At 76.0% G+C, this 501-nt stretch carries 1 protein-coding gene; it reads left to right on the top strand.

Annotated elements, in window-relative coordinates; all coding sequences use genetic code 11:
- Positions 1 to 501, top strand: a 501-nt coding sequence (locus tag VQ03_RS30605) for an MFS transporter (RefSeq protein WP_167376157.1), incomplete at both ends; no start/stop codon positions are given.

Here is a 501-nt window from a genome sequence, read left to right as displayed (position 1 = left end):
CGTTGCGTCTTGCGGTGCTGCCGCTGGTGCGGCGCATCGGTCTGCGCCGCGCCCTGGTGCTCGGCATCGCCGTCAACGCCCTGCAATTCTGGCCCCTGGCGCAGGCCGGGGATCTGCGCTGGCTGATCGCCTGGATCGGCGTCGTCGCGCTGTCGGAGTCGCTCTACTGGCCGATCCTGCACGCGGCCTCGTCCGTCACCACCGCGGGCGAGACCCGCGGCCGGCAGATCGCCGCCCGCCAGGCCGCCACCGGCCTGATCGCCGTGGTGGCGCCGCTCCTGGGCGGCTTCATCCTGCCCCGGTTCGGGCCGGCGGCCGATTTCGGCGTCGCCGCGGGTCTCCTGCTCCTCTGGTGGGATCTCGGCGCCATCGGCGGCTGCCTCGCGGGGGCGGCCACGGCCGCGCTCACCGTCGTCCCATCCCTGGCGATCCTGCCTGCCTCGCTCGGCGTCGCCGCGATGGCCGCCTGCATGCGCGACCGGCCGGCGCGCGGGGACGGGC

This window comes from Methylobacterium tarhaniae (genome assembly GCF_001043955.1).
Classification (GTDB): Bacteria; Pseudomonadota; Alphaproteobacteria; order Rhizobiales; family Beijerinckiaceae; genus Methylobacterium; species Methylobacterium tarhaniae.
The sequence above is the reverse complement of the archived record's forward strand: the minus strand, read 5'-3'. Positions and strand labels throughout refer to the sequence as shown.